Here is a 19,481-nt window from a genome sequence, read left to right as displayed (position 1 = left end):
TCGCCCCTGCACACCTGAGACGCCCCATGGCTTCGTCAAGGCTTGGGGGCACGGGGATGCGCTCCTGTGTCGAATCCGGCGAGAGCGTCGGCGAGTTCGTCGAGCGGGACGATGCCGACGTCTCGCCAGGTCATGGCCTTGTCGCCGCCGTAGGCGATGGTCTGCTCGGTGATGGCCGGCACGGTGGCAGCGACGCGGCCCATCCGCGTGATCCACTCGCTCGCGACCGTCGCGCCGGACTTGGCTTCGATCGCGTTGATCCCGTGGCCTCGTCCGTACAGCAGGTCGCACTCGAGCCCGCGTGAGTCGCGAAAGAAGGACAGCCTCGGCTCGCGGCCCCGGTTGTAGCAGTGCTTGAGTGCTTCAGCGATCACGATGTTCTCGAACAGCGGCCCGCGCAGCGGATGGGTCACCAGTTGCCGTGGATGCTCGATGCCCAGCAAGTAGCTCGCGAGACCCACGTCGTAGAAATAGAGCTTCGGAGATTTCACCAGCCGTTTTCGGATGTTGGCGAAGTACGGCGGCAACAAGAAAGCGATATAGCTGCGTTCGAGCACCGTGAGCCACTTGCGGATCGTGCTGCGCGCGACACCGACATCGTCGCTGAGCGACGTCAGGTCCAGCAGCGTGCCGACCCGGCCCGCGCACAGAGCGACGAACTGCCGGAAGGCCGACAGATCGCCGACGCCGCCCATACGTCCGACATCGCGTTCTACGTACATCTCGAAATAGTCGGTCAGCACCTCGCGAGGTTCGAGCCGCTCGGCGACAATGCGGGGGTAGAAGCCGCTGTAGGCGATGTCGCCGAACGACGTCGTGGCGCCCGCTGAGCGCACTTCGGCCAGGGAAAGCGGCAAGAGCCGAAGCTGCGACGCCCGTCCCGCAAGCGACTCTCGCACCTTGTCCGACAGCTTGAGATTCTCGCTGCCCGTCAAGACGTACTGGCCGTTGCGGCCATCGAGGTCGGCAAGCTCCTTGAGGTAGGAGAACAGGTCGGGTACATGCTGGACTTCGTCGATGATCGCCGGGGTGCCCAGCGATGCCAGGAAACCCCGCGGATCGGCCTGCGCATGCGCCCGCCTGTCCAAAGCGTCGAGGCTCACATACCCGCATCCGGGCTGCTCGAACACGCTGCGACACAGGGTGGTCTTGCCCGACTGCCGCGGACCGGTGACGATGACGAACGGGTAACGGTCAAACCGCTCGCGAAGTTCCGCCGCCATCTCGCGCTCGATCACAGCCGAAATATACATGCTTGCGGTTCGGCAATCTCGCGTAATTCGACGATTACATCGCCGATTTGCGCGAACATGGCAACCTCAACAAGACATACCCGAGTGTCACTGTTGATGTTGCCGGGGCTCCCAGCCAGGGGGTTACGGTCAGGCCTAGACCGGCGTTTTTCGGCGGGGCGTAGGTCCAGCGAACCGCCGAAATCGGCGGCTGGGCGTGTTTGGCGGCCGTTTTCGGGCCTCGGTGGCAGATATCGAGGCTGTTTCGGCTCGCGGGGTTGCGTCTAGTCGACGCTCGATGCGCCTGTTCGGGGCCTCTATCGACACCGACGGCGACGCTTTGACGGCAGCGCAGCGCCGAAGTCGTGCTGTCAGTAGCTATGCAGGTTCTGCGGTTGAGGCTGTGTTGCCTGGCGTCCAGCTCGACACAGATCGGCGGGTCAACCCGGCGGCGACTAAACCCATTGGCGGCCTCGGCCATTCAGCACATCGAGCACCTCGGCGGGCGCTCGATTGAGGTCTATTCTGTTCTGGAGACCTTCGGCTTCATTCTGCGGCCGTCGGCAGGCTTGGCCGTCGGGGATCGCCAGCGGGTCGAGCACGCCTCGCCGGTGCTGATATGCGACCGTGCATCGCCTGGGGACGTGCATCGCCTGGGGACGTGCATCGCCTGGGCCGTGATGGCGTGCTGGGTGCGCTGCTTGCCCTGGGGTCGACGGATCGTGAAGCGCGATGCAAACGCGCGGGGCGCGCATCACCTTTCACGGCCACGGCGCCGAGCACGCCTCAGCGGGCGCTGATGTGCGGCCATACATCGCCTGAGGGCGTGCCGAGGCCCGCAGGCGCTCCTGACGGCAGACCCGACATCGAGCGCCCGCAAGGTCCGCTAACGGCCGGCCGCCTCGGCGTCGCGCCGCCGCGTTTTGGCTCGGTCGTAGACGATGGCGACAACGGCGACAACGGCGAGGATCAACCCGATCTGCCACCCTGAGAGCGACAGCCAAGGGGTATCGAACCGGCCGAAGGAATAGTAAACCAGCACCCCGACGCACGACAGATAACTCCAAAAACTCCGCCGCCAGAAGCTCCTACACGGCTTCGGCGTAGTCGTCGTCTCAGCGTCGGCGCTCATGGGTTCAGGGTAGTGCGGGTCGCTCATTGGCAGTGCCCCGGCGGGAAGTCACCGTGCCCAGCATCGCCCAGGCGGCCTCTACAGGCCGCTAACGAGCCGCAGCCGCCCTCGCCGCCCCACGGCGGCGCTTGGCCCATGCGTAAACCAGGATGCAGCCCGCAACGGCCGCAGCAGGGGCGGTCAATATCCACCGAGACCAATTGAGCCATTCCATGAGATTGGGCAGCGCGACGAGCAAGACAATGGTCGGTGCCCAAGCCCAAATGTGGCCTTTCTTATTTGGGGTGGGCAGCGTGCCGGTGCTCATGGGTCCACTACGACCGCTAACCCTTGGACCCGATCATCTCGGCAGCCTCGATACCCAGTCGCGTCGTTGCCGAAGCCACCGAATGACCATGACCCATAGAATGCAGATTGCCAGCCAATGTACGAGATGAGCGATCCAGCCGCCGGGCCAAACGTCTAGCCAGTCGGATACCGAATATGAAAGAATCGATGCCGCGATGGCACCGATTCCAGCCAACACTCCGAGTATGACGCTGCGGCGGTCAAACGTCCAGAAGTCGCGCTGGTTCGGCGCCGATGTCGTGTCTTGGTCCATGGGTTCAGAGTAGCGAGCGGCGCTCATTCGCAGGTTCCTGATGTCGGGGTGCCGTCGCCGTGGTGGCAGACCCATTGGTTGAGGAAGTCTGTCAGCGCGTCGATGTCTCCGGTCTTGTCGAATTCGTCCAGTGCTTGGCGGTAGTCGTCGTCTGTGGGTCCGTCTGAGTCGCCGTCGCCAGGTGAGTCCTGGGCGTCATCGCTGTCGTCACTGTCGTCACTGTCGTCGCTGTCGTCAGTCTCGTCACTGTCGTCAGTCTCGCCGCTGTCGTCGCTGTCGTCGGTGTCGTCGCCGTCGTTGTCGGCGTCGTCGTCCGGCGGCGGGCCTGTCGGAATTTCTGTGTATCCGGTCGTGGTGGTGTTCATCGGATGTGGTCGGCGATCCGGTCGCCGTAGTGCACGGTGAGCGCGTTGAGGATTGCTTTCCAGCCGTTGGTCTTGCCGGTGAGGTTGGTTCGGTTCTTTCGTCGAGCCGTGGCGACAAGATAGAGAACTTTCATGGCGGCTTGTTCGTTTGGGAAGTGCCCTCGATGCCTGACGGCCCGTCGGAAGCGGGCGTTGAGGCTTTCTATGGCGTTTGTGGTGTACACGACTCGGCGCAGCTCGGGCGGGAACTCCAGGAACGGCACGAACTCGTCCCAGGAGTTGCGCCACGACCGGATCATGGCGGGGTAGGTGTCCTCCCAGTCGCCGGCGAACGCCTCGAAGCGGGCTTCGGCGGCCTCGACGGTCGCAGACGTGTAGATCTCTCGCATCGCTCGGGTGATCTGGCTCCAGTGCTTGCGGGACGCGTACCGCAGGCTGTTGCGGACCATGTGAACGACGCAAGTCTGAACCGTCGCTTCGGGCCAAGTCGCCCGGATCGACTCGGGCAGGCCCCGCAGGCCGTCGCAGCACACGATCAACGCGTCGGCGAGGCCGCGGTTTCTCAGCTCGGTCAGCATCGTCGCCCACTGGGTGGCGCCCTCGCCGCCCGATGGGCCCAGCCACATGCCCAAGACGTCGCGTTCTCCTTGAAGATCCACGCCTATGGCGACATACACGGGCCTGTTCGCGACCTGGGAGTCGCAGGCGTTGACGACGATCGCGTCGAACCCAGCACCGCATAGACCGGATCGAGGGGCCGGTTCTGCCACGCCGCCATGTCAGCCACGATCCCGGCGGTGATCTTCGAGATCGTCTCCCGGCTCACCGAGGTGTCATAGATCTCAGCCAGGTGGTCCTGGATCTCGCCGGTGGTGAGCCCCTACCCATAGAGACTGATCACATTGCCCGACAGCCCGTCGAGACGGCGCCGGTGCTTGGGCACCGTCACCGGCTCGAACGTGCCCGCACGATCACGCGGCACCGCCAGCTCGACCTCGCCGATCTCGGTCTTGACAGTCTTGGGAGTCGATCCGTTGCGCGAGTTGCCCGACCCGCGGCCCTCAACAGCGTGACGCTCATAGCCCAGATGCTCGCTCATCTCGACCTCGAGACCGGTCCGGGGGCACCTGGCGCACCAGCCCGGTCAACAAGCCGCCGTCGCCGGTCAGCACCCGCGCCGTCCGCGCGTGCCTGGGCCACCAAGAACTCGGCCCAGTCCTTCATCGCCGTCTCGCCGACGGCATCGCTCGCCGGCATATTCTGATCAGCCGCAGACATGATCCTTCCCGGCCCCCAGCACCCAGCCAGGGACCCTCAGACCACGCCATTTACACAAACTTTCCGAGTGTCACTGTTGATGTCGCCGGGGCCTCCAGCCAGGGGGTTACGGTCCGGTCCTGCGCTCGGCGATGACTCCACAAACCTTTGGCCTTGTGCCTGTTGTCAGACCTGTCGCGTCGAGCGTGGGACCGGCAGGAGCGCTCCTGTCTTGAAGGGAGCCTGACTGTCTCGACTCGGTTGTGACGAAGCGCCCCTGCCGTTCCCGGACCCACCGGAACATCACTTCCAGCAGGAGCACAGCATGACACCGCCAGTCGGGGGAATCGACCCCCACCAAGACACCTTCACCGTGGGGATCGTCGACCCTCACGGCGTCGAGCTCGTCCACGAGACGTTCTCGAACACCGCCGTCGGCTACGGCGCCGCGATCGACCTGCTCGACGCTCACGACGTCGGCCAGGTCGGCGTGGAGGGATCCGCCAAGTGGGGGGCGCACGTCGCGATCGCGTTGTGCGCGGCCGGGTTCGACGCCCGCGAGGTGCCAGCGTCGCGCTCGGCGGCGCAGCGCCGCAGCCGGCGGCTGGGCAAGACCGACGCCGTCGACGCCGTCGCCTCGGCACGGGCGCTGCTGGCCGAGCCGACGCTGGGACCGGTGCAGGCTCTGGAGGCCTACGACCCGCTCGTGGCCGAGATCGAGGCGGTGCTCGAACACCGCAGAACCCTTGTGGCTGCTCGCACTTTGATGCTCCACCACGTCGGCGACCAGATCTCCAAGCTGCCCACCGAGATACGCGACCAGCTCACCACCAGCGGCAAGATCGAAGCCCGGCTGCGCCGCCTCGAAGGGATCGACCCCGACACATGCACGACCCCAGCGGGCCGGCACCGGCTCGCCTGGATGCAGGCATTCATCGACCAAGACCGTGCCGCCCGCAGCGAGATCCGCCGACTGGAACGTCTCATCGACGAGCTGCTCGACAACCACGGCACCACTTTGCGCGACGAGCCAGGCATCGGCCCGATCTCAGCCGCGACGCTGCTGTGCGAGGTCGGCGACCCGACCCGATTCGACCGCGAGTCCAAGTTCGCCCGCTGGTGCGGCACCGGCGCCGTCGCTCTCTCCTCGGGCGAAGGCGCCGGCGATCCCGTCAAGCACCGGCTCGACTTCCGAGGCAACCGGCGCATCAACTCAGTGCTGCACATCGCGTCGGTCACCCAGCAGCGCAGCCAGCCCGAAGCGATCGCCTACCTCGCCAGAAAAGCCGGCGAAGGCAAAACCCGACGTGAGGCCAGACGAGCCCACAAACGCCAACTCGCCAACCGCGTCATCCGACGAATGTGGCGCGACGAAACCGCCCGAAAACAACCATTCGCGCTCGCCGCTTGACAAGGGAGCGTCCGACAGGCCCGGGTTCGTTCGTGGGCATGGTGTCAGCCTTGGGCCGCTGCCTCTCTCGCGGCCTCACGACGGCGCTTGGCCCACCGAAAGTAGGTGATGCACCAGAAGAGCAGCAGTACGCCGACTCCGACAAAGTTGCCAAACAGCAACCCCGGCAGCTGGACTATGAGGAAGACAAACCCAAGGACGGCGAGAAATCCAAAAATGATATGTGCGATCTTGAAGCGCTCGGGGATTGGGTTTCTGATGTAACGGCTGCGTGTCTGGCTCATGGTCTCAAGATTCTACGTGGCGCTCATTTGCGGAACCGGTCGGTCTTGCGCAGGTCATTGACCGAGGCCGGCGAGGGCCGCTTGGCATTGTTCCGCCGCCCATGCTCGGTTGTCGTAGCTGCCTTGGTACTGGCTGTATCCGGCACCGTTCACGAACAGCGTGACCCCGCCGCGTTCCGGGCGCCCCCGGAACGCAAACGATGTCCACGGGCCGCGGTAGTTACCCGCCGAGTTCTCGTCGGCCACGTGGGGCGGCGGGTGATTGTGCGCTACCAGGTTCTGGAACTATTCGTCGAGCACGCCTCATGGCCACGGGCGGCCGGCGAGTGCTGCTGCGGCCTGGACGAGGTCGCCGCCGCTCATGCCGGCGACGCGGTCAAGCAGCTCAGCGCTGGCGAGCGCGTGAAAGACCGCGCTATTTCGCTGGCGGCACCGGCGGCGATGCGGGCAGCAGTGTCCCGGCGGGAAGTCACCGTGCCCAGCATCGCCCAGGCGGCCTCTACAGGCCGCTAACGAGCCGCAGCCGCCCTCGCCGCCCCACGGCGGCGCTTGGCCCATGCGTAAACGAGGATGCAGCCCGAGATGGCCGCCGCGGGTGCCCAGAGCACCCACCAAGACCAATCCGTGAGCCATTGCACGAGGTTGGCCAGCACGACCACCGCTACAAAACCGGGCGTCCAAACCCGACTGTCGCTTTTCTCTTTCGGGTTCGGCGTAGTCGTCGTCTCAGCGCCGGCGCTCATGGTGTCAGGGTAGTTCGGGTCGCTCATTGGCAGAACGGTCGATCCTGGCGCAGGTCATTGGCCGAGGCCGGCGAGGGCCGCTTGGCATTGCTCGATGGCCCATGCTCGGTTGTCGCAGCTGCTTTGGTACTGGCTGTGTCCGGCACCGTTCACGAACAAAGTGACCCCGCCGCGATCCGGGTGCCACGCGAACGCTGTCCACGGGCCGCAGTAGCTGCCCGCCGAGTTCTCGTCGGCCGCGTCGTCGCCGCCGTCTTTACCGTCGTCCGTAGGCTCGGTCGTGTCGAGGTTCCAGTAGGTGTCCTCCCCCCATTTGGTGAGGTCGTCCCAAATGTCATCGCAGGGGTGCTCGATGGTCTGCTCGAAGGCGAGTGTGGCGATTCGTTTCGCTGCTTCGCTGACGCCCCTCAGGATGGCGTTCGCCACCCTGGTCGGGGCTCCCCCAGCCCTTGCGCGAGCGTCGCCGAGCATCCCGCCGCGTCGATGCGCACCACCAACGGGCGTTCCGCCAGGTCACTGTCGTCGCCTTCGCGGTGGCCTGCCGCGTCGGGCTCGGGCAGCATCGACACAGCGGCGTCGAGGACTTCGAGATGATCGGCTATGTCGTTCGCGGCGGCGTTGCCGGGCCGCTGCGGGCGTCTGGGGTCGTGCTGAGCCACCGGTAATGGCCACGACCTCGGGCGTTCCTCGATAGCCGCCTGGCCGACGGGTTCGCGCGCTCCGGCACACTGCAGCACGCCCGCCTGGCGGGCGCTCACGCTCGACCTTCGGCGGCGGCGGGCGCCGCAGGGCAGCTCATCGCCACGGGCCGCATGGTCTGCGATGGCCGCCCGGCGGGCGCTCACGGTCGACCTTCGTCGGCGGCTGATCGCGCGCTGTCGGTTCCGGAACTCCTCGGCCTCTGGTCCGGCGGGATCGCCAAGACCATGGATTCGGCGCCGGCTCATCACGTTCGGCGGCGATGCATGGCCACACATCGCCTGGTGCTGTGCCGGCACGACAGCTACCTGTTGTCGGCGTTGCGCGCGGTCGAGCACGCGGGCGGCGTCCAGCTGCGGCGGGATCGTGAGCACGACGGTTTCGGCGGGCGCCCGTCACGCTCGGCGCTGATGCGGCAGCGCCTCGGGGCAGCGCCCAAGCGGGCGGCGTTCATCTCGCGGGCGTGAGGTACCGGGGCGCTGACGAGCACGCATCGGGCGTGCTGGGGCGCTGCTGTCGAGGCTCAGCTAGCTGTCGCCGCGGCCTCGCAAGGTCCGCCGTCAGAACGGCCTCCGCACAGCACAGCAGCCGGCCGCAGCCCACACCAACGACAACGGCCCGGCGCTGCCACGCTTGGCGGCACGGGGCGTACGAGCAGCCGTACAAGCCAGCCCGCGACAATCATGCCGGGGTAGATCCATGCAGCGGCCGAGTCCGTAGCTCGAAATAGCAGCCAGCCGGTAACGCCGAAGATGACGGATGCCGTGTATTCGGCCTTTGTCAGGCGTCGGGTGAGTTTGCCCCGCAGGCTCGGCCGAACCGGCGGCTGCGCGGCAGGTGCGCTCGTAGGCATGGTGTCAGGGTAGTTCGGGTCGCTCATCGGCAGTGCGCCGGCGGGAGGTCATCGTACTTTTGGCATGTCCAGCGCCTAAAGAGCTCCAGCTGCTCATCGTTGTCCTGGGGCGCGTGCCGCTCTCGTCGTCGGCCGCGTCGTCGGTGCTGTCGTCGGCCGCGAAGTCACCGTGCCCACCAGCGCCCACGCGGCCACTACAGGCCGCTAACGAGCCGCATCCGCCCTCGCCGCCTCACGACGGCGCAGCTCCTGTCTCGTGCCGACGGTGCCCCACACAATCAGGATGCACGGGCCCCCGACCAATATGGCCAACGGCGGAACACCGAGAGTGTCCATCGCGTAACGGGCCGCCATGGCCGCCATGCAACAATACGCCGACAACCTCAAGAACGCCCAGACGGGCGACCGGGTCGGCGGAGCGTCGGCCTGCGTCGTGGTCATGGTGTCAGGGTAGTTCGGGGCGCTCATTGGCGGAACCGGTCGATATTGAGCGGTCATTGGCCGAGGCCGGCGAGGGCCGCTTCGCATTGCTCGATGGCCCATGCTCGGTTGTCGTAGCTGCTTTGGTACTGGCTGTATCCGGCACCGTTCACGAACAGAGTGACCCCGCCGCGACCCGGGCGCCACGCGAACGCTGTCCACGGGCCGCAGTAGCTGCCCGCCGAGTTCTCGTCGGCCGCGTCGTCGGTGCTGTCGTCGGCCGCGTCGTCGGTGCTGTCGTCGCCGGTCACGCGGGCGACGAAGGCGATGGCCGCGTCGACAACAGCGGTGCATGCGATTCCCGCGCCTGTCTTGTGCGCGGCGATCCATGCGATCCATGCCGGTGCTGCTGTGCCTCCTGAGGCGACGGTGGTGTTGACAATCGCCGCGACCAGAGCGGCGCATCCCACGCCCGATGCCACGGTCACGATGGCCGCTTGGGCCTCGGCGGGCGTTGCGTCCCAGAGCTTCTCGATCTCTTGGCGCAATGCCGTGGCCACTTCGTCGCTGACTTCGCTCGTGTCTCGCTCCAAGTCGTACAGCTGGCGCAGAACGTCCTTGGTGAGACCCTTGAGCTTGTTCTTGAGCGCCTGAATCCAATCGGCGCCCTTGCACTGCTCCGGCCGGGTGGGCAGCGTGGGCGGGGTGTTGGTGCCGTCGTCGACCCTGGTGAGCGCGTCGATCAGGTTTTCTGCGTAGTCGCCGCAGATGTCGGCTGTCGTGGTGGTCGTCGTCTCTTCCTCTTGCAGCGGGCAGGGGGTTTGCTGCCTGGGTGTGTGTCCAGCGTGGGGTGCCCATGTGCCGGCGCCGCAGGGCATGTTGCTGTAGTCGTGGTTCGCGTGGCAGCCGTTCCCGTAGCGGTGATAGCCCGTGGAGCATCGCTGAATGTCGCGCACGGTCTGACAGTTCGGCCAAGTGCCGGTCGTGCCTGCGGGGCACTCGGGCAGCGGCGTGTCGGTGCCGCCGTCGGGATCGGTGCCGCCGCCGTCGGGATCGGTGCCCCCGTCAGGATCGGTGCCCCCGTCAGGATCGGTGCCGCCGCCGTCGGGATCGGTGCCCCCGTCAGGATCGGTGCCGCCGTCGTCGGGATCGGTGCGCTTGCGCTCAGCCTCCTCGCGTTTGCGTTCGGCCTCTGCTTGTTCGCGTTTGCGCTCGTCCTCGGCGGCTTGCTCGCTCGTTCGGGTGTCGCGCGGCTTGCCCCAGAGATCTTCTTCGGTCGGCGGGTCGTGGGTGTGGCTGACGTTGACGGTCTCGGTCCAGCACTGATTGCCGGCGAAGGGGTCATAGGCGCAGCGCTGCACGGTCTTGGTCTGGCTGTGCGCTGCTGCGGGTTGGGCGACCACGGCGAGCGTGGACGCGGCGACGAGCAGCGCGCACAGCGCCGCGAGAGCGCGTCTGGCGGCGGACTGGCGTCCTCGTAGTGCGGCCCGCGGCGTCGGGCCGGGTGCCGCGCCGACCGCGGGGAGGGGACCCATGCTGTTGTCGCCGCCCGTGCGGCCGGCGCGGCTCGATTCAACGGAGTTAGAAGTCACTACCGGAACCAAGAGAGCGCCCAGAGCGCTTGGCGAGGACCGCGCAGCCGGGGACTCCGTGATATCTCGGCAGTTTTCGGTACCGAGCAGCCGCGCCGTCGGGGGCGCGCGAGGCCGTGATGACTGCCTCGGCGGGTGTGCGTCGCCCCGGACGGTGTCCGCGGATGCTGAAACAGGCTGTTATTATTCCGAGAATGACTTTTCTCGGAATCAAAACTCCTTGATCCCGAAGCTGCGGCACGCGGAAGAGTCGTGCGCTGCCTCGCCCCAGCGGGTTCTTGGCGGCCTCGGAATCAGGCCGGTCTTCCAGTTCCCCTCAGCCGCGGACGCCTGCTGGCGGTTCGGCTCAGCTTTGCGGGGTGGGGTTGTCAGGTCGGAGTCGCGCGACGGCGCTATGCGCTGCAAGCTCGGCTTCGGCGTAGCGGCTGAGCATTGCGGGGGTGGTCCATCGGCCGGCCAGCATGGCTTCGGGCAGTTGCGCGCCAGCGCGTACGAGCGACTGGGCGGATCCGATGCGCAGCGAGTGGCCTGACGCGCCGTCGATGCCGACCGCTGAGGCGCTGTGGGTGATGACGGCGCGCACGGCGCGAGCGGTGAGCCGGTCGGCAGTGACATGCCCGCCTTTGCGGACGCGCCGGAACAGCGGCCCGCCGTCGATGGAAGCCGCGCGCAGCCATGCGTCGACGCGCTCGATGGTCGCGCGACGCAGGAACAGCGACGCGCCGACGCCTTCTTGATCTGTCTTGGAACGTCTGACGCGGACATGTCCAGCACCGTCATCCGCTCGTGCGATGTCGGCGACGTCGAGCGCTGATGTCTCGCTGACACGCAGCAAGGCGTCGCTCATGACAGCGACGATGGCCGCGTTGCGCAGCCCGATGGCGTCCCCGCGCCGAGCGGCGATGTCAGCCGCGTCGTCTGCTGCTGCCCAGTCGACCCCTGCTACTTGCCTTGAGGGTCCCGCGGCACGGCGATGAGCCCGCAGCGCGATGCCGCACTGCGGGCCGACCGGATCAGGCTCGCCGAGGCGGCGGGCAGCGCAGCGCACCGCCGCCACGGTCTGCGCGAGCGTCGAAGGCGACCGTCCTCGGGCTGCCATGGCAGCCAACACCTCCGCGAGCGACGAGTCGGCCAACGGCACGCCGTCCAACGCAGTCTCGACAAGACGCAGACGCGTCGCGTAGGCGCGACGCGTCGCCGCTGCCAAGTCTCCCGACACGGCCTCGAAAGCGTCAGCCGAGACCCGGCACTTCGCCTCGGCACCGCGTCGGAGGTGCTGCGGGGGCTTCGACTCCATCAGCCATGAACTCTAGATAGTTGGCCCTTCGTCCTCTTGTGGGGTGAGGGTCCACAGGCAGGGGCGATTCGCACATCGAGCTGTGCCCGATTGCGCTGGCTCTGGAAGTCTGGTTCGTGGTGCCGATCAATTGGGCGCTGAACGCGGCTGCCGGCTACGGGGCTGTGATGTCGCTGCCCGCGCATGCGGTGCCAGCAGCCACAGACCCGAACAGCAGCACCGCCGAAGCGCCCTCGTCGGCCAGCACGTCCGCAGCGGCCTGAGCGTGCTCGATCGTCGGAACCACCGGCGCGTCGTCGCGCACAGCCATCAGCACAGCGTAACTCGCACAGCCAGACCCAGCCGCAAGCCGCACTCGACGCGATCAACGCACGCCCCCTCTACGAATCAGCAACCCGACGACTCGCGTGGGCCAGCGCATGTCACGCATGGATTCGCGTGTACTTGCGCGCCGCTGCTACGGATTGCAAGCAGTCTTCGGTTCGCGACCGCATCCTGTTGGCGAATTCGCCGATCTCGTCCGCCGACTGCAGTTCGCGTGGAAGCACGTTGATCGCTGCTTCCATAGTGCCGGGCAGCGCTGTCGCGAGGTCTTCTGCCCGCTCAATCAGTTCGTGCGCTGGGAGTCGCAGCCTCTTCGCCATATCGGGCAGAGCGTGTTTCGAGCCGGCCGAGTAGACCGTGAAGGCGCTGCCATAGCGCATCGCCATGCTCGCCTCGCCGATGCCTCTGCGTTTGAACATGAGTGACGAGTTGATGTCGTACAGCGGGGCCAGCTGCACGCCATGGCGCGGATACAGCAGGCTGTAGTTCCTGGCGTGAGCGTCGCGGTTGATGACGAGCCATGAGTAGATCAACGCCTCGGCGAAGCTGCGCAGGTCCTCGGTCGGCTGGGTGGATTGCTGCGCGATCAGGTCCCCAATGTGGGACATGCCGGGTCCGCCGCTGTGCTCATACTTGCGGTCACCGTCGAAGCCAAGCGCCTGGCACATGTCCTCTTGATGGATGCGCGTCCATCCCTTCGTCGCATGGGCGCGGTCGTAGCGCTCCACGACGAGCACCGTGTTGTCGCCATGCTGTTCGATGCTCGACGAAGCGGCATTCAGTCCGAGGCTTCTTGCGGCGCTCAGGCACAAGTGTTCTCCGACTGCGACGAACTTGCTCGCCTTCGCACGCGGCTTGAGGATGTGAGTCGTGGGCACGTTGCCGTACGGGCGCCCCCAGCCATTGTCGATGCGGTGCAGGGCGATCTTTGATTGGAAGCCGCCGAGGCTGAAGTACGGCTCGATGTCTTCGGGAAGCCACGCGTTGGGATCACCGGCCGTCGTGTCGAGCTCGCGCTTGAGCTCACTCGGTGTCAGCCTCGTGATACCGCTCGCTCGCTCACTCAGCCGCTCTTCCTCGCCGAGGGGACAAAATTGCACAGCACCGGCGCAGTCGAGGCCGATCCTCGTCGACAGCAAGCCGAACAGAGACTGTTCGAGGACTTCTTCCCTCGCGTACCAATGCCTGAGAACGTCGTTGTTGTCGGGCAGGAGGGAACGAATCCAACGGGTCGTCGCGGCGTCCTTGTGCGGGCGTTCCGACAACGGCAACGACAACGACAGCGGGGCTGAGGATGGGTCGTCCATGTGCTGCTCGTCGTAGAGAAGCGAGAGCGCCCCATGGCGGTCACGCATCAGGCGTGCGGACGGCACTCCGTTCATCAAGACCGACAACTCCCGCAAGCCGGTCATGGCTGGATGCTCTCGAACCTGAGCGCGACTCCGAGAGCTCTCGTGAGGCGCATGACGTTGCCGAGTTCCGCGCCTGTATGGCCGCGTTCGAGCCGCCCAAGCCATCGTCTCGAGATGCCTGCTTGGTCGGCGAGCTGCGCCTGTGACAGTCCGGCGGACTCTCGGAGTCTGCGGACCTCCGCGCCGAATTGGCCGACGGTCCTCATGTTCCTGAAGTGGCCGGGCCGCACGGGCATCAGCCTAGCGTATGGCACAGTGCTGTTCCATACACTCATATAGAACAGCACTGTGCCAACAGTGTGTGTGGAACAGCATTGTTCCACACACAGACCCTGCGGCCATCACCGATGAGGGCAGGGCGGCACCGCTCCCGCACGCCGAGCCGATCCTCAAGCAAGCCAAGAACCCGTGCTTCAGACTGCAGGGTCCGTTGTGCGCTTACATGCGGACGCGTCGGTTGGTGGGGTCGTAGAAGCTGCGGATCGAGGGCGCGGCGGCAATGCGTCGGCCGGCGATCTCGATGTCGAAGGATCCGGCATCGAGCCAGGACTTGGTGACCGCCTGCGGTTCCGGATCGGCAACTGACGGGTGGGTCACGTAGCCCATCGCCAGGCAGCGTTCCTCGGTGTAGCTCCACATGGCCGAGGTGACCCGGCCCACGAGTTCGCCGTCACGGCGGATCGGCTCATCGTGGTAGGCCAGCACGTCGGGATCCTCGAGTCGGAACTGGATAAGCCGGCGGGTGCGAGGCTCGTGGCGCTGTGCTTCCAGCGCGGCTCGGCCGATGAAGCCGCGTGGCTTGTCCCAAGCGATCGCAAAGCCGAGCCCCGATTCGAGGGGCGAGTCCTCGTCGCTGATGTCGTGGCCCCAGTGGCGGTAACCGCATTCGAGGCGCAGCGTGTTCATGGCGTGGTAGCCGGCGTGCACCAATCCAACGCGGCGCTCCGCATCGGCAGCCTGACCAGCGTCGGCAACGCGATCCTCCGTCGTGCCCGATGCCCGGCCATCCAGCCCCACAGCATCTTGCGCCGCCGCGTCTTTCAGCGCCGTGTACACAGCGACTGCCTGCGCATTGGGGACGTACAGCTCCCAGCCGAGCTCGCCCACGTAGCTCATGCGCACTGCCAGGACCGGAATCGGGCCGACCACTGTTGCGACATCGACGTGTCGGGCAGCGCCGAAGCCGAATGACTCGTTGTCGAGCGCGGTGTCGGTGACGCTGCCGAGCAGGTCTCGCGAGCGCGGACCCATCAGGCCGAGCACCGCCCACTCGTCGGTGATGTCGGCGATCTCCACGTCGCGACCCCGACAGTGACGCCGCAGCCAAGCCCAGTCGCGCGTCTGGCTCGCAGCCGACGTGACCACCCAGAAGTCGTCGTCGCCCAGCCGGGTCACCGTCAGGTCGGCTTCGATGCCGCCTCGCTCGTTGCACCATTGGGTATAGACAGCGCGGCCGGCAGGCACATCGATCGACGCCACGCTGAGGGTGTCGAGCACGTCGAGCGCATCGGGACCGCTCACCGTGAACTTGGCGAACGATGACTGGTCGAACAGCGCAACTCCGTTGCGCACCGCATCGCATTCCCGGCCGGAATTCTCGAACCAGTTCTGCTTGCCGTAGCTGTAGCGGTACTCGCGCTCCTGGCCGGGCTCGGCGAACCAGTTGGCCCGCTCCCAGCCGGCTGTCTCGCCGAAGACCGCACCCGCCGCATCCATCGCGTCATGCAGAGCCGAGCGACGCTGGTCGCGGGCGCTCGTGTACTGGAAGAACGGCCAGTGCATCGCGTACAGCAGCCCCAGGCTCTCGCTGATGCGCTCGGCCAGGTAGCCGTTATCGGCCTGGAACGGCATGGCACGCCGGATGTCGACCGCAGAGAGGTCCATTGGCGGGTGCCGATCGGCGATCCAGTCGGCCAGCACCCAGCCAGCCCCGCCGGCGGACTGGATGCCGACGGAATTGAAGCCGGCGGCGACGAAGCAGCCGTCGACCTCAGGTGCCTCGCCGAGGTAATAGGTGCCATCTGGCGTGAACGACTCGGGACCGTTGAAGAACAATTGCACGCCGCAGTCAGCCAGTGCCGGCACCCGGTGGCAGGAGCGCTCGAAGACCGGGCCGACGTGGTCCCAGTCTTCGTCGAGCGTGCCAAAGCTGAAGTCCCGCGGGATGCCGTCGAGGCGCCACACCTTGGCCTCGGGCTCGAAGAAGCCGACCATGAGCTTGCCGGTCTCTTCCTTGAAGTACGTGTAGTTGGTGGGGTCGCGAAGTATGGGCGTTGAGGTGTCGAGCCCCTCAAGCGGTTCGGTGACCACGTAGAAGTGCTCGCAGGCTTGCAGCGGGACGTTCACCCCGACCTGCGCTGCAAGATGGCGTGTCCACATGCCGGTCGCGAGCACGACGGTCTCGGTCTCGATGAGGTGGCCCTCGCCTTCAGCCGCATCGCCGCCACCGCTCCCGCTGGCGGGCCTCGATTCGGTACGGACCCCGCTGATGGCGCCATTGAGCGTCTCGAGGCCGGTGACAGCGACGCCCTCGATGATGCGGCACCCGCGGGCTCGCGCCCCCTTTGCCAACGCCATGGTGGCGTCCACCGGCGAGACCAAACCGTCGTCTGGCAGGTACAGCGCGCCCACGAGATCGTCGGTGCGGACCAGCGGCCACATCTCGGAGAGCTCGTCCATGTCGATCTGGCGGGACTCGACGCCGACAGTGGCCCCCATCGACGCGCCGCGCAGGATTTCCTCCCAACGCTGTGCATCCGACGCCACCGAGACCGAGCCTGGTGCCCGGAAGCCGGTCGCTTGTCCTGTCTCGTCCTCCAGCGCTTCGAACAGGCGCACCGAGTACGTGGCGAGCTTGGTGAGGCTGTACGTCGCCTTGAGCTGTGCCGCCAACCCGGCCGCGTGCCAAGTGGTGCCGGCGGTGAGCTGGTTCTGCTCGAGCAGCAGCACGTCGCGGATGCCGCGACGCACGAGGTGGTAGGCGATGGCGCACCCCACGATGCCGCCGCCTACGACGACGACTTCCGCCCGGTCGGGAATGCTGCGATCGGTTGGTACGCCGGTTCGGTCCGCCATCTTCTACCCCTTGAATGAAGCGCTGATGTCACGATCTTGCGATCGCATCACCCGTCATGTTCTGCTGCTGCTCCCGAATCCCATGGACGGCGGGCTCACGGGCCGATGAGGCACCGACTTCGCCATCGGCTCGGCCCTTCAAATCCGCTCGAGCAGGTCGGGCGTCAGATCTGCAGTCGATCGGACGCCGTTCAGACGCATCGTGCGGGTCATGCCCTCGACGAAGTAGTTGAGCACCCAGTCCACCCCCGTCTCTCCCGCTGCACCGAGGGCATACAGGTACGCACGGCCGATCATGGCCGAGTCGGCTCCCAGCGCCAACGCCTTCACGATGTCGCTGCCGCGCCGAATGCCGCCGTCGCAGATGACCTCACAGCGGTCGCCGACCGCTTCGCGAATGGCCGGTACGCACTCCACGGGAGCGGGCGCCCCGTCAAGTTGGCGGCCGCCGTGGTTCGACACGATCACGGCGTCGAGCTCCATGTCGGCAGCGATCTTCGCGTCGTCCGGAGACAGCACGCCCTTGAGCATCACTGGGCCGTCCCAGCGGTCACGGAACCACTCGATGTCGTCCCACGACAGCGACGGGTCGAACTGGCTGTTGATGTACTCGGCCAATGCAACGGCATCGCCACCGTCGCCACCGGTGGCCCCCTCGCAGTTCGAGAACTTGATCGGCTCGTTGCTGAGGAAGTCCAGCAGCCAACGCGGGTGCAGCAGGCCGTCGACGATGGTGTCGGGTCCCAGCTTGGGCGGCAGGCTGAAACCGTGGCGCACGTCGCGCTCGCGGCGACCCAGCACTGCTGTGTCGACCGTGATCATGATCGCTTCGTAGCCCGCCGCCGCCGAACGCTTCAGCAGGTCGGCCATCAGCTCGCGGTCACGCCAGACATACACCTGGAAGAACTTCCTGCCGTCGCAGACGTCGGCAACCTCCTCGACAGAGCGTGTGCCCATCGTCGACAGCGAGTAGGGGATGCCGGCACGCTCGGCCGCTCGGGCCACGGCCAGCTCGCCCTGGGAATGGGCAATGCGGTCGAAGCCCGTCGGAGCGATCACCAGCGGGATCGGCACAGACTCGCCCAGGACTTTGCCCGAGATGTCCACCTCGCTCACGTCGCGCAGCACGCGCGGCCGGAATTGCCAGCGGTGATACGCGGAGACGCTGCGCTCGGCGCTGACCTCGTCCTCAGCCGCCCCGTCGATGTAGTCGAAACAACCGCGGGGCATTCGACGCTTCGCCATGCGGCGCAAGTCGGATACGTCGGCTGCGCGGATCAAGTGCCGCTTGTCGGCATCGTGCTCGAACTCGCCGAATTGCATGACGCTGCGGGCCGTTCCGTAGGCCTGCGATACCCATTTCGTCAACCCCGCCATGAACGCGAACTCTACGATGTGCCCGAACTTCCCCATGCCCGTTCCGCATGAATCGGAGACTGCGGTTCGGGCATCCGATTTCTTCAAGCAATGCGAAAGTGAGCCGACATGGCTGCTACCGCCGAACTCGCGGAGCGCTACCGCGCGATCCTGCCCAGCTTCATCAGCCCCTTGTACGACCGGCCGATCTCGATCGACCGCGGCGAGGGCAGTTACGTCTTCGACAATGAGGGCAACCGCTACCTGGACTTCTTCGGCGGGATTCTCACCACGATGATCGGGCACGCCAACCCCGTCGTGGTCGAGGCCGTGCAGGCCCAGGCTGCCAAGGTGATGCACACCTCCACGCTGTACCTGAATGAGGAAATGATCTCGTTCGCCGAAGAGGTCGCCGCTGTATCGGGCATCCCCGACCCCCGCGTGCTGTTCACCACCTCGGGCAGCGAGGCCAACGACACCGCGATCCTGCTGGCCACCAACTACCGCAACAGCAACCAGGTGCTGGCGATGCGCAACAGCTACCACGGTCGCTCGCTCACGGCCCAGGCCATCACCAGCCACCGCGCCTGGTCGACGAGCAGCTTCAGCGGGCTCGACGTGCAGTTCGTGCAAGGCGGCTACCGGCTGCGCAGCCCGTTCAGGAACCTCGACGACGACGCCTTCACCAACGCCTGCGTGGAGGATCTCGTCCAGCTCATCGACATGACCGATTCGGGTGGCTTCTCGGCGCTCATCGCCGAGCCCATCCAGGGCGTCGGCGGATTTGCAACCCCGCCCGACGGGTTCTTCGGGGCGATGGGCAAGGTGCTGGCCTCGGAAGGGATCCTGTTCATTTCCGACGAGGTGCAGTCGGGCTGGGGGCGAACCGGCGAGCACTTCTGGGGCTACGAGGCGCACGGCATAACACCCGACGCAATCACATTCGCCAAGGGCGTCGGCAACGGCATCACCCTGGCGGGAATCGTTGCTCGGGCCGACTTGATGAACTGCCTGACGCGCAATTCGATCACCACCTTCGGCGGGAACCCACTCTCCACCGCCGCGGGCCGGGCCACCCTGCGCTACCTGCTCGAGAACGACCTGCAGGGAAATGCCGCTGCCCGGGGCGCCCAGATGCACGAACGACTGGCGCCCGTGTGCGATGCCTCGCCTCATGTCGCCGAGTTGCGCGGCAAGGGTCTCATGCAGGGCCTCGAGTTCTGCCACCCCAACAGCATCGAGCCCGACGCCGCGACCACGGCCGCGGTACTGGAGTCCACCAAGGACCGCGGCCTGCTCGTGGGCAAGGGTGGCCTCTACGGCAACGTCATCCGCATCACACCGATGATGAACGTGACCGAAGCCGAGTTGAACGAGGGCCTCGACATCCTCGTCGCCGCCATCGAAGCGCTCGCCTGAGCCAGCGTC

20 protein-coding genes and 1 pseudogene are annotated in these 19,481 nt (G+C 66.5%); 4 read left to right on the top strand and 17 right to left on the bottom strand.

The features are described 5' to 3' along the window. Nucleotides 1–35 precede the first annotated feature (35 nt). The 4 genes and pseudogenes from ACOGJB_RS15385 to ACOGJB_RS15370 all read right to left on the bottom strand — a co-directional run bounded on the left by ACOGJB_RS15385 (nt 36) and on the right by ACOGJB_RS15370 (nt 4,608). Complete coding sequence (locus tag ACOGJB_RS15385; protein ID WP_419837971.1) at nt 36–1,238, bottom strand: ATP-binding protein; 1,203 nt, start codon at nt 1,236–1,238, stop codon at nt 36–38. A gap of 880 nt (nt 1,239–2,118) precedes the next feature. Next, nucleotides 2,119–2,364 (bottom strand): hypothetical protein, encoded by a 246-nt coding sequence (locus ACOGJB_RS15380; protein WP_419837970.1) that lies wholly within the window; start codon nt 2,362–2,364, stop codon nt 2,119–2,121. 624 nt (nt 2,365–2,988) lie between these two features. Then, nucleotides 2,989–3,330 carry a hypothetical protein gene (locus tag ACOGJB_RS15375; protein ID WP_419837969.1) on the bottom strand — a complete coding sequence of 114 codons (342 nt, stop codon included), beginning with the start codon at nt 3,328–3,330 and terminating at the stop codon, nt 2,989–2,991. After that, nucleotides 3,327–4,608, bottom strand: a pseudogene (locus ACOGJB_RS15370) (IS256 family transposase). The gene ACOGJB_RS15375 and the pseudogene ACOGJB_RS15370 overlap by 4 nt, the downstream one beginning before the upstream one ends. A 304-nt stretch (nt 4,609–4,912) precedes the next feature. On the opposite strand from ACOGJB_RS15370, the gene ACOGJB_RS15365 reads away from it, so the two are divergent. Beyond that, nucleotides 4,913–5,998 (top strand): IS110 family transposase, encoded by a 1,086-nt coding sequence (locus ACOGJB_RS15365; protein ID WP_419837968.1) that lies wholly within the window; start codon nt 4,913–4,915, stop codon nt 5,996–5,998. Between the two features lie 44 nt (nt 5,999–6,042). Here the strand turns inward: ACOGJB_RS15365 and ACOGJB_RS15360 are convergent, their stop codons facing one another. Then, nucleotides 6,043–6,282 (bottom strand): hypothetical protein, encoded by a 240-nt coding sequence (locus ACOGJB_RS15360; RefSeq protein ID WP_419837967.1) that lies wholly within the window; start codon nt 6,280–6,282, stop codon nt 6,043–6,045. A gap of 54 nt (nt 6,283–6,336) precedes the next feature. Further along, nucleotides 6,337–6,528, bottom strand: a complete 192-nt coding sequence (locus tag ACOGJB_RS15355) for a hypothetical protein (RefSeq protein ID WP_419837966.1) — start codon at nt 6,526–6,528, stop codon at nt 6,337–6,339. Between ACOGJB_RS15355 and ACOGJB_RS15350 the strand changes: the two genes are divergently transcribed. Next, entirely contained in the window at nt 6,529–6,795 is a 267-nt protein-coding gene (locus ACOGJB_RS15350) for a hypothetical protein (protein ID WP_419837965.1), read from the top strand. It begins immediately after the preceding gene. Here the strand turns inward: ACOGJB_RS15350 and ACOGJB_RS15345 are convergent. The 3 genes from ACOGJB_RS15345 to ACOGJB_RS15335 are packed head-to-tail and all read right to left on the bottom strand — an operon-like array spanning nt 6,792 to nt 7,870. After that, the gene (locus ACOGJB_RS15345) at nt 6,792–7,025 is read right to left on the bottom strand and encodes a hypothetical protein (protein WP_419837964.1); all 234 of its coding nucleotides are present in this window, start codon (nt 7,023–7,025) and stop codon (nt 6,792–6,794) included. The two genes, ACOGJB_RS15350 and ACOGJB_RS15345, sit on opposite strands and share 4 nt — an antisense overlap. A 54-nt stretch (nt 7,026–7,079) precedes the next feature. After that, nucleotides 7,080–7,451 (bottom strand): hypothetical protein, encoded by a 372-nt coding sequence (locus tag ACOGJB_RS15340; protein ID WP_419837963.1) that lies wholly within the window; start codon nt 7,449–7,451, stop codon nt 7,080–7,082. Next, nucleotides 7,433–7,870 (bottom strand): hypothetical protein, encoded by a 438-nt coding sequence (locus ACOGJB_RS15335; RefSeq protein ID WP_419837962.1) that lies wholly within the window; start codon nt 7,868–7,870, stop codon nt 7,433–7,435. Before ACOGJB_RS15335 ends, ACOGJB_RS15340 begins: the two co-directional genes overlap by 19 nt. Before the next feature lie 120 nt (nt 7,871–7,990). Here ACOGJB_RS15335 and ACOGJB_RS15330 point away from each other — a divergent pair, with 120 nt between their 5' ends. Continuing rightward, nucleotides 7,991–8,191 carry a hypothetical protein gene (locus ACOGJB_RS15330; protein WP_419837961.1) on the top strand — a complete coding sequence of 67 codons (201 nt, stop codon included), beginning with the start codon at nt 7,991–7,993 and terminating at the stop codon, nt 8,189–8,191. Nucleotides 8,192–8,781: 590 nt separating this feature from the next. On the opposite strand, the gene ACOGJB_RS15325 is transcribed toward ACOGJB_RS15330, so the two are convergent. From ACOGJB_RS15325 to ACOGJB_RS15290, 8 genes are all read right to left on the bottom strand, one after another. Next, the gene (locus ACOGJB_RS15325; RefSeq protein ID WP_419837960.1) at nt 8,782–9,018 is read right to left on the bottom strand and encodes a hypothetical protein; all 237 of its coding nucleotides are present in this window, start codon (nt 9,016–9,018) and stop codon (nt 8,782–8,784) included. Nucleotides 9,019–9,071: 53 nt separating this feature from the next. After that, the gene (locus ACOGJB_RS15320) at nt 9,072–10,532 is read right to left on the bottom strand and encodes a hypothetical protein (protein WP_419837959.1); all 1,461 of its coding nucleotides are present in this window, start codon (nt 10,530–10,532) and stop codon (nt 9,072–9,074) included. 403 nt (nt 10,533–10,935) lie between these two features. Further along, on the bottom strand, nt 10,936–11,886 hold the full coding sequence (locus ACOGJB_RS15315; RefSeq protein ID WP_419837958.1) for a tyrosine-type recombinase/integrase: 951 nt from the start codon (nt 11,884–11,886) through the stop codon (nt 10,936–10,938). A gap of 154 nt (nt 11,887–12,040) precedes the next feature. After that, nucleotides 12,041–12,196 carry a hypothetical protein gene (locus ACOGJB_RS15310; RefSeq protein ID WP_419837957.1) on the bottom strand — a complete coding sequence of 52 codons (156 nt, stop codon included), beginning with the start codon at nt 12,194–12,196 and terminating at the stop codon, nt 12,041–12,043. A gap of 112 nt (nt 12,197–12,308) precedes the next feature. Next, nucleotides 12,309–13,622, bottom strand: a complete 1,314-nt coding sequence (locus ACOGJB_RS15305; RefSeq protein ID WP_419837956.1) for a HipA domain-containing protein — start codon at nt 13,620–13,622, stop codon at nt 12,309–12,311. Next, a complete protein-coding gene (locus ACOGJB_RS15300) occupies nt 13,619–13,828 on the bottom strand; it encodes a helix-turn-helix domain-containing protein (protein WP_419840752.1) in 210 nt (69 codons plus the stop codon). The genes ACOGJB_RS15305 and ACOGJB_RS15300 overlap by 4 nt, the downstream gene beginning before the upstream one ends. Nucleotides 13,829–14,060: 232 nt before the next feature. After that, nucleotides 14,061–16,697, bottom strand: a complete 2,637-nt coding sequence (locus tag ACOGJB_RS15295) for a GcvT family protein (protein ID WP_419837955.1) — start codon at nt 16,695–16,697, stop codon at nt 14,061–14,063. Between the two features lie 138 nt (nt 16,698–16,835). Continuing rightward, nucleotides 16,836–18,074 carry an alpha-hydroxy acid oxidase gene (locus tag ACOGJB_RS15290; RefSeq protein WP_419837954.1) on the bottom strand — a complete coding sequence of 413 codons (1,239 nt, stop codon included), beginning with the start codon at nt 18,072–18,074 and terminating at the stop codon, nt 16,836–16,838. A 108-nt stretch (nt 18,075–18,182) separates the two neighbouring features. On the opposite strand from ACOGJB_RS15290, the gene ACOGJB_RS15285 reads away from it, so the two are divergent. Continuing rightward, a complete protein-coding gene (locus ACOGJB_RS15285) occupies nt 18,183–19,472 on the top strand; it encodes an aspartate aminotransferase family protein (RefSeq protein WP_419837953.1) in 1,290 nt (429 codons plus the stop codon). Nucleotides 19,473–19,481 lie beyond the last annotated feature (9 nt).

Source organism: Candidatus Poriferisodalis sp. (genome assembly GCF_965208895.1).
Taxonomy (GTDB): Bacteria; Actinomycetota; Acidimicrobiia; order Acidimicrobiales; family Poriferisodalaceae; genus Poriferisodalis.
The sequence above is the reverse complement of the archived record's forward strand: the minus strand, read 5'-3'. Positions and strand labels throughout refer to the sequence as shown.